At 37.3% G+C, this 7,659-nt stretch carries 7 protein-coding genes and 2 pseudogenes; 4 read left to right on the forward strand and 5 right to left on the reverse strand.

Annotated elements, in window-relative coordinates:
- Nucleotides 1-156: 156 nt before the first annotated feature.
- A pseudogene (locus CL42_RS17690) lies at nt 157-234 on the reverse strand (DNA-binding protein); the annotation flags it as partial.
- A gap of 203 nt (nt 235-437) precedes the next feature.
- On the opposite strand from CL42_RS17690, the gene CL42_RS15110 reads away from it, so the two are divergent.
- From CL42_RS15110 to CL42_RS15115, 3 genes and pseudogenes are all read left to right on the forward strand, one after another.
- Nucleotides 438-1,004, forward strand: a complete 567-nt coding sequence (locus tag CL42_RS15110) for a recombinase family protein (RefSeq protein WP_035270451.1) — start codon at nt 438-440, stop codon at nt 1,002-1,004.
- A 546-nt stretch (nt 1,005-1,550) separates the two neighbouring features.
- Nucleotides 1,551-1,672, forward strand: a pseudogene (locus CL42_RS17605) (cation transporter); the annotation flags it as partial.
- A gap of 177 nt (nt 1,673-1,849) precedes the next feature.
- The gene (locus tag CL42_RS15115) at nt 1,850-2,464 is read left to right on the forward strand and encodes a thiol:disulfide interchange protein DsbA/DsbL (RefSeq protein ID WP_004668326.1); all 615 of its coding nucleotides are present in this window, start codon (nt 1,850-1,852) and stop codon (nt 2,462-2,464) included.
- A gap of 371 nt (nt 2,465-2,835) precedes the next feature.
- Here CL42_RS15115 and dmeF read toward each other — a convergent pair whose 3' ends face one another.
- The gene (gene dmeF / locus CL42_RS15120) at nt 2,836-3,798 is read right to left on the reverse strand and encodes a CDF family Co(II)/Ni(II) efflux transporter DmeF (protein ID WP_034438686.1); all 963 of its coding nucleotides are present in this window, start codon (nt 3,796-3,798) and stop codon (nt 2,836-2,838) included.
- A gap of 56 nt (nt 3,799-3,854) precedes the next feature.
- Here dmeF and CL42_RS15125 point away from each other — a divergent pair, with 56 nt between their 5' ends.
- Nucleotides 3,855-4,121 carry a metal/formaldehyde-sensitive transcriptional repressor gene (locus tag CL42_RS15125; protein ID WP_005248679.1) on the forward strand — a complete coding sequence of 89 codons (267 nt, stop codon included), beginning with the start codon at nt 3,855-3,857 and terminating at the stop codon, nt 4,119-4,121.
- A 45-nt stretch (nt 4,122-4,166) separates the two neighbouring features.
- Here CL42_RS15125 and CL42_RS17775 read toward each other — a convergent pair whose 3' ends face one another.
- From CL42_RS17775 to CL42_RS15135, 3 genes are all read right to left on the reverse strand, one after another.
- Nucleotides 4,167-4,292, reverse strand: a complete 126-nt coding sequence (locus CL42_RS17775; protein ID WP_094148905.1) for a YHYH domain-containing protein — start codon at nt 4,290-4,292, stop codon at nt 4,167-4,169.
- Between the two features lie 124 nt (nt 4,293-4,416).
- Nucleotides 4,417-6,894 (reverse strand): heavy metal translocating P-type ATPase, encoded by a 2,478-nt coding sequence (locus CL42_RS15130; protein ID WP_035270455.1) that lies wholly within the window; start codon nt 6,892-6,894, stop codon nt 4,417-4,419.
- Nucleotides 6,895-7,072: 178 nt separating this feature from the next.
- Complete coding sequence (locus tag CL42_RS15135) at nt 7,073-7,267, reverse strand: heavy-metal-associated domain-containing protein (RefSeq protein WP_004733233.1); 195 nt, start codon at nt 7,265-7,267, stop codon at nt 7,073-7,075.
- Nucleotides 7,268-7,659: the final 392 nt, after the last annotated feature.

Raw genomic sequence — 7,659 nt, forward strand, 5'->3', positions numbered from 1 at the left:
TAACAGCGTTATAATTCTCTTGAAAATTCAATGCTGTAGTTTCTAGTTGATAGCCCATCTTCCCCAAGGTGGGTTTTTTTTATGATTTTTCACGTTCCATGCCTATTATTTAATCAAAGTTTCACAACTTTATTCATATGAGTTAAACAATCGTGGTTAATCATAGGGTCTAAAAAAACGGCTCCAAAAGCCTCTTTTTTCGGATTCTGGTTGTTCAGGGGTAGCAATCTGTTTAGGTGAACCGTACTTGGTTTATTGGAGACAAGTTTTTACATCTAATTTATGTAACTATAGAGTAAACCCTAAAATTACATTTTAAAAGTTCTTAAAAACATGTACCATTTAAATGTTTTTTAATCATAAGTAACATGTAACTTTGGTATTAAAGATTTATAATTTACGAAATTGTTCATTTTTATCCAATTGGGGCGTAAAAAGTGAAAGGCCAAAAAGTAGGCTATGTGCGAGTGAGTTCGGTCGAGCAAAATACGGGACGTCAACTTGAGGGAATTGAAGTCGACCGGATTTTTGTTGACCGTGCTTCAGGTAAAAATACCGACCGACCGAAATTTCAGGAAATGTTGAATTATGTCCGGGGAGGAGACCGGGTGATAGTACATTCCATGGATCGTTTTGCGCGAAGCTTAAAAGATTTGGTGACTGAAGTGGATAAACTGGTCAAACGAGGGATTGCCATCCAGTTTGTAAAAGAAAATATTACTTTTACGGCCCAATCCACCCCGATGGATAATTTGATGCTGCAACTGATGGGTGCTTTTGCACAGTTTGAACGTGAGATCATTTTAGAGCGGCAAAAGGAAGGAATTAAACTTGCCTCTTCTCAAGGGAAGTACAAAGGCCGGGTACATAAATTGAAACCTGATCAGGCTGAAGCTTTGCGACAAGACTGGAAGGAAGGGAAGTACCCTTCAAAAATGGCATTAGGCCAGGCATTTGGAATTAGTCGCCAAGCGGTATATCGGTATTTAAAAGCCGGGAAATAACTCAATTGAAATTGGCGACTATATTTAGTTTAGCTTATGAAAATCGTGAAACTTTGATTAAATAATAAGTGCAGAAAGCAAAGAGTTACTAATTTTATACAATATAAGTTTTTGATTTATAATTAATTAACTCGATTGTAATCTAGCTTTTTCAGCAACGATTTATCTTTTTTAAAATAGTATTAATTTATTTTTTTGAGAACAAACCTTAACAAAATTACAAGTTTGTAATTTTGTTGTCATTCTGATGTATATATTTACTCATTATTATAAGTAAAGATTTTTTTGGTCCAAGATATGATTAGATTCAATAATATGTACATGAAGATTATTTTAGTTATTTTTACTATAGTTTTTTCAACCAGTAGTTTTGCTGATGGAGGACTCCGTTTCTTAGAGAAAAATTTAGAAATAATTAACATAGTAATTTAAATTAAAAAGTGATTTATCAGGTGAATTTTAACTATATAAATAATTTATTTAATTTAATAAACCTTTCATAAATCATTTTTTGCTCAGTTCTATGTTGTAAATTCCAGCAATTATCATAGCCACGCGGCTGTTACTGAAGAGAATAGTAAGAAGTTAATATTTGCTGTAGGTTTGACCACTACTTTTTAATCGTAGAAATTATAACCGTTTTTATTACTCAAAGTTTAACTTTTGTGATTGTCTAAAAACACATAGCGGCCGAATGGCCATATTAACTGACTTAAAATCAGTCGTATACTTTAATGTAGCGGTTTTGATAGCAAAAAATTTCGCAGCATGAAAACGGAACCGGCATAATTGATTTATAGTGAATCCATACACTAAGCATAATGATTTAAAGGACGATAATCCCAATGAAAAAATTCCTTTTAGGAGCTGTTGCCGCATCTGTTTTGGCCTTTTCAGGTAGTGCTATGGCCAATTTTGTGGCAGGTCAGGACTATCAGGTGGTTGCAAAACCAGTTAAAGTCGAAAAACCGGGCAAAATTGAGGTACGTGAATTCTTCTGGTATGGCTGTGGTCACTGTTTCACGTTGGAACCGCATATGCAGGACTGGTTGAAAAAACTACCCAAAGATATCCGTTTTGTACGTACACCTGCTGCAATGAACCCGCTTTGGGAACAGGCTGCACGTGCTTATTATGTTTCAGAAGCCCTGGGTGTGCGTCAAAAAGCACATTTACAGTTATTCCATGATATTCATGACAAGCAGCGTCCAATTTTAGAACAGGCACAATTGGCCAAGTTCTATACCCGTTATGGTATTTCTGAAGAGAAATTTAACACGACTTATAAATCATTCCCGATTTCGTCAAAAATTGCTCAGGCAAAAAATTTGACTGCTCAATATCAGTTAAGCGGTGTACCAGCGGTGACCGTGAATGGTAAATATATTGTGCAGGGCAATGATGCCAAAGTAATTCAGGTCGTGAATTACCTGATTGAAAAAGAGCGTAAAGCCAAATAAGACGCGATTGAATATCTCTAAAAAAAACCTGCATCGAATCTGCAGGTTTTTTATTTAAACTGGAGGAATGGTTATTTACGTACTGACTGCCGGATCTGGTGTTTCTATCGGCGGGCGATACCAGTGTAAGATTCCTAGGAGTAAGAGCTGCATCTGCAACACGCTTTGCGCTTTAAAGGCATGGGATTGAATATGAATCGTGGATTGTATCTTTACCCGTTCATACCCGATATCTTCATTCAGAAAATGAATTTTCCTTTCTATTTCAAAACGCAGCACTGCCGAGGCGCCCCGACGCTCTACAACAAACAAATTCTAATCTAAGATTTACATAAATAGACTGATAAAGTTTAAAAGGAATAAATATTAATTTAAACAACATGGAAATTCTTGTTAATTTCAACAGAAATATGAACAATCTCTTCATGAATTGACAAAGCTTTACGAACTACCTCTGCTGTTAAGGAGTCATTAACTGTATTTAGGGATAAAATACATGAAAATTTACTTCTACCTACTTTCCAGACATGCAGATCAGTAATCGTAATTTGGTTATCTAATTCCTCTACAACTTCCTGAATCTCCTTTACTACAGGATGTTCCATCTCTGCATCAAGCAATGTTTTACCTGTTTCTCTAATCAATCCCCAAGACCATTGTGCTACAAGCACTGCACCTACGATCCCTAGAATTGCATCTAAAAAATCCCATCCAAAATACTTCCCTGCGAAAAGTGCAATAATCGCTAATACAGAAGTTACTGCATCTGCTACTACATGAAGAAAAGCGGCTTTCTGGTTTAAGTCATGGTCATCATGAGAGTGATGATGATCGTGGTGGTGGTCATGGTCATCATGAGAGTGATGATGGTGGTGGTGACCATTTTCACGTAGTAACCAGGCACAAATAAAATTAACGATCAAGCCAACAATCGCAATTGAAATTGCCTCGTTGTAGTGAATATTCACAGGATTGAATAAACGTTCTATCGATTGAACACCCATGAATACAGCAACAACCATCAATAAAATGGCACTCGAATATCCAGCTAAGATTTCTATCTTCCATGTACCGAAACAGAATCTCTGATCACGAGCATATTTTCGAGCCATTTTATAGGCAAAATAAGCTAAGCCCAATGCCAACATATGAGAACTCATATGCCATCCATCAGCCAGTAAAGCCATGGAATTAAAGAACCATCCTCCAAAAATTTCAAACACCATCATTACACCAGTGAGGATGGTTGCGATTAAAATTTTCTTTTGTGCTAAAGGATTTCCTTCGTCAAATTGATGCGAATGGTCACTTTTAACATTATTTAGATATTGCATTTTATTGCACCACAATTAATACTCCCCCATAGTATATGTTCTTGAGGTTGAATAGTATGTCTCACTTAAATCAGAACAAAAAAATTTTAAATCGGATTAGACGAATTCAAGGTCAAACTAATGCCCTTGAACAGAATATTTTAAATTCTGAAAATTCTTGTATTGAGGTATTACAGCAAGTTGCAGCAATTAAAGGTGCGATAAATGGCTTAATGAATGAGTTAATAGAACTTCATCTTAGAGAACATGTACTCGGTGATACTGAGGAAATAAAGGAAAAAGAACTGAATGAATTTTTAGCTTTAGTTAAACGCTACTTATAACTTTAAAGCACAGTCTTTTAAATAAAAAAACTGTGTGCGCACCTATTAATGACAGTGGTAATCACCAGTTTTACTGTTGGTATGACAACCCTGTGAGTTCGTTCCCCCAGAATGAGCATTCGCATAGGTAAATGACATGCCTATAAAGCATATTAATAAAATTCTTTTCATCTTAATCCCTTTCAAATAATTAGAATATCAACTGTATGATATTTAATAAAAGCCAACATGGCTTAGACTATTTCCAAATATATAAAGTAAAGCCAACAAAACTTTAAATGTATATAAAAAATGGTTAAATAATTGCAAGGGGGGCTTTAAAACGTTTTAATCGTAAAGCATTTCCTAGTACAAATATTGACGAGAGAGCCATTGCACCAGCAGCAAATACAGGAGAAAGTAGCAGTCCAAATTGCGGATAAAGTACACCTGCTGCAATAGGAATCAGAGCTGCATTGTAAACAAATGCCCAAAATAAATTTTCACGAATATTGGTTATAGTCGCTTTGCTTAAAGCGATAGCATTCGGCACTCCTTTCAGGTTGCCAGACATCAAAACCACATCAGCAGCTTCAATAGCTACGTCTGTACCTGTACCTATCGCTAAACCAATATCTGCTTCTGCAAGTGCAGGGGCATCATTAATGCCATCTCCAACATATGCGAGTTTACCATATTGATTTTTTAATTTTTTAACGGCCTCTATTTTACCTTCTGGTAAGACTTCTGCAATAACCTCATCAATACCTAGTTTTTTTGCAATCGCTTGAGCTGTATGACGGTTATCACCTGTAATCATGGCAACCTTTAAACCTAACTGATGTAACGCTTCAATTGCAGCAAATGTTGATTCTTTAATTGGATCTGCTACAGCAATAATGGCAGCAAGTTTCTGGTCAATCGCAACATAGAGAGGGGTTTTTCCTTCTTCTCCCAAACGATCCGAAAATTGAGAAAAAACATTAGGATTCAAACCTAGTTTTTCCATATATCGATCTGCACCAATATGAACCAAATGTTCAGACACCGTTGCTTCTATTCCATAGCCCGTGACTGACTTGAAATCAGCAACAGGAGACAGGATTAATTCCTTATCTATAGCGGCTTGTACAATTGCTCGAGCAATAGGATGCTCAGATTTTGATTCAACGGCTGCCATAAGTGAAAGTACGGCATTGTATTCAAACCCTTCTAAGACATGCAGATCGGTTAAAATTGGTTTCCCTTCAGTCAGGGTCCCTGTTTTATCAACAGCAACCACTTTAGTTTCTTTGAGCAGCTGCAAAGCTTCCCCTTTACGGAATAAAACACCCATTTCAGCACCACGCCCAGTTCCCACCATGATTGATGTAGGCGTTGCAAGTCCCATTGCACAAGGACATGCAATAATGAGTACCGCAACTGCATTAACTAAGCTAAACGTTAGGGCTGGCTCAGGGCCGAAGATAAACCAAGTAATAAAAGTTAAAAGAGAGAGACCCATTACTACAGGTACAAACCACATGGTAATTTTATCAACCAATGCCTGAATAGGCAGCTTGGAACCCTGTGCCTGTTCAACCATTCGGATGATTTGAGAAAGCACTGATGAACTACCAACAGAGGTGGCTTTGATATTTAAGCTGCCACTTTGGTTAATTGTTCCTCCTACCACAGTAGAGCCTATCGTTTTTTCAACGGGCATAGGCTCGCCAGTAATCATGGATTCATCAATAAAACTTTGGCCGTGAATAACTTCACCATCGACAGGGATACGCTCGCCTGGTCTAATCTCTACAATCGTTCCTGTTTGAACTTCGGCAATCGGAACTTCTATCACCTGATTATTGAGCTGTATTCTGGCAACTTTAGGCTGCATTCCAACTAGATGTTGAATTGCTAAAGACGTTCGGCCTTTTGCCTTGGCTTCAAAAAATCTACCTAATAGAATTAAAGTGATAATAACCGCTGCAGCTTCATAATAAACATTGACCGTGCCTTGTGGCAGGACACTTGGAAAGAAAGTAGCAACCACTGAATAAAGATAAGCAGCCAATGTTCCTACAGCCACCAAGGAATTCATGTCTGGTGCTAAGCGGAATAAACTTGGGATGCCCTTTTTAAAGAAGCGTCGGCCTGGAAAAATTAATGCTACTGTGGTCAAGAAAAATTGCATTAACCAGCTATTTTGTTGGCCAATGTTATCCATCATAAACGTATGAAAGGCGGGAATCAGGTGTGATCCCATTTCTAAAATAAAAACGGGTAGAGTCAATAAGACTGACAAAATTAAATCTTTTTTAAGTTTTTCTAATTCAATATTTTTTTTATCTTGAAAGCTTTCCGTAGTTTGATGAACTGACTTTGCTTCAAACCCTACTTTGGTGACAGCCTGAATTAACGAGTCACGAGTGACAGATGAGCTTGCCTGAATAGTCGCTTTTTCAGTAGCCAGATTTACATCAGCTGATTCCACACCCTCAACAGATTTTAAGGCCTTTTCTACTCGACCTACACAAGAAGCACATGACATACCCTCAATCGTAAGCTCTATTGGTTGCAGCGCTTCCACTTCGTAGCCTGCTTTTTCTACGGCTTTAATTAAAGTAGCGCGATCAAGTGGTTGATGCGCATAAATGACTGCTTTTTCGGTAGCCAGATTTACATGAGCCGATTCAACACCCTCAACAGATTTTAAAGCTTTTTCCACACGGCCTACACAAGAAGCACATGTCATCCCCTCAATCTCTAATGTTTCACTGTAGTGTGGCGTATCAGTCATTTCGGTACTCATATACGATCTCTATCATTTAGATATGCTGAGTTCTATATGCGAAGATCAGCTCGAACCAAGATTAGGGGGAATTCAGGGATTACTTTTATTTCAAGCAAGTACAGGTTTTATCTGTACGATGAGGAAAATAAGAGAGAGTAAAAGTGGTAAGGAATTCCCACTGTTACTCTAACAGAGATTAAGCAGGATCAGCTGTAAATCCACGCTCACTGAGAGTGGCAATGACTTTATCCTGACTCACTGTTGTGTTGATTTCAACGATACGGTTTTGTAAATCAATATCGAGTGAAGCATTCGAGTCGAGCTCTTTAATTGCGGTAGTAATGCCGCGTGCACAACCACCACAAGTCATATTAGCGATGTGAAATTTCATATGTTGCTCCTTTTTAACAAAACATTTGTTTAAAACATTAGAACAGTAACTCTAAACTTTCACCATACAACCAGCCTTTTTCTGAATCAGTTACTCGCTGTAACTTGGTCTGTTTACAACCTTACAGTTTTCTTCAGAGTATTCCAAAGAAGAGTGTTCTAATGACTACAGTAAAAGTACTTAACCAACATTAATGTGACATTAAAATGACATTTTTGTCATCTACGATCACTCTGAAATTTATAAGATTAGTTATTTCAATCAATGGTAGTGAACTAAATAGATGAGACCGTTATGGGTTGAAGATAAGCTAAAAACCGGTGACTACCTTTATGTATAATGCCTCATGATGCGATTTTACTGTTCTGATTGTCGTAAGTTGACAGTCCAGT

This window comes from Acinetobacter sp. Ver3 (assembly GCF_000632455.1).
Lineage (GTDB): Bacteria > Pseudomonadota > Gammaproteobacteria > Pseudomonadales > Moraxellaceae > Acinetobacter.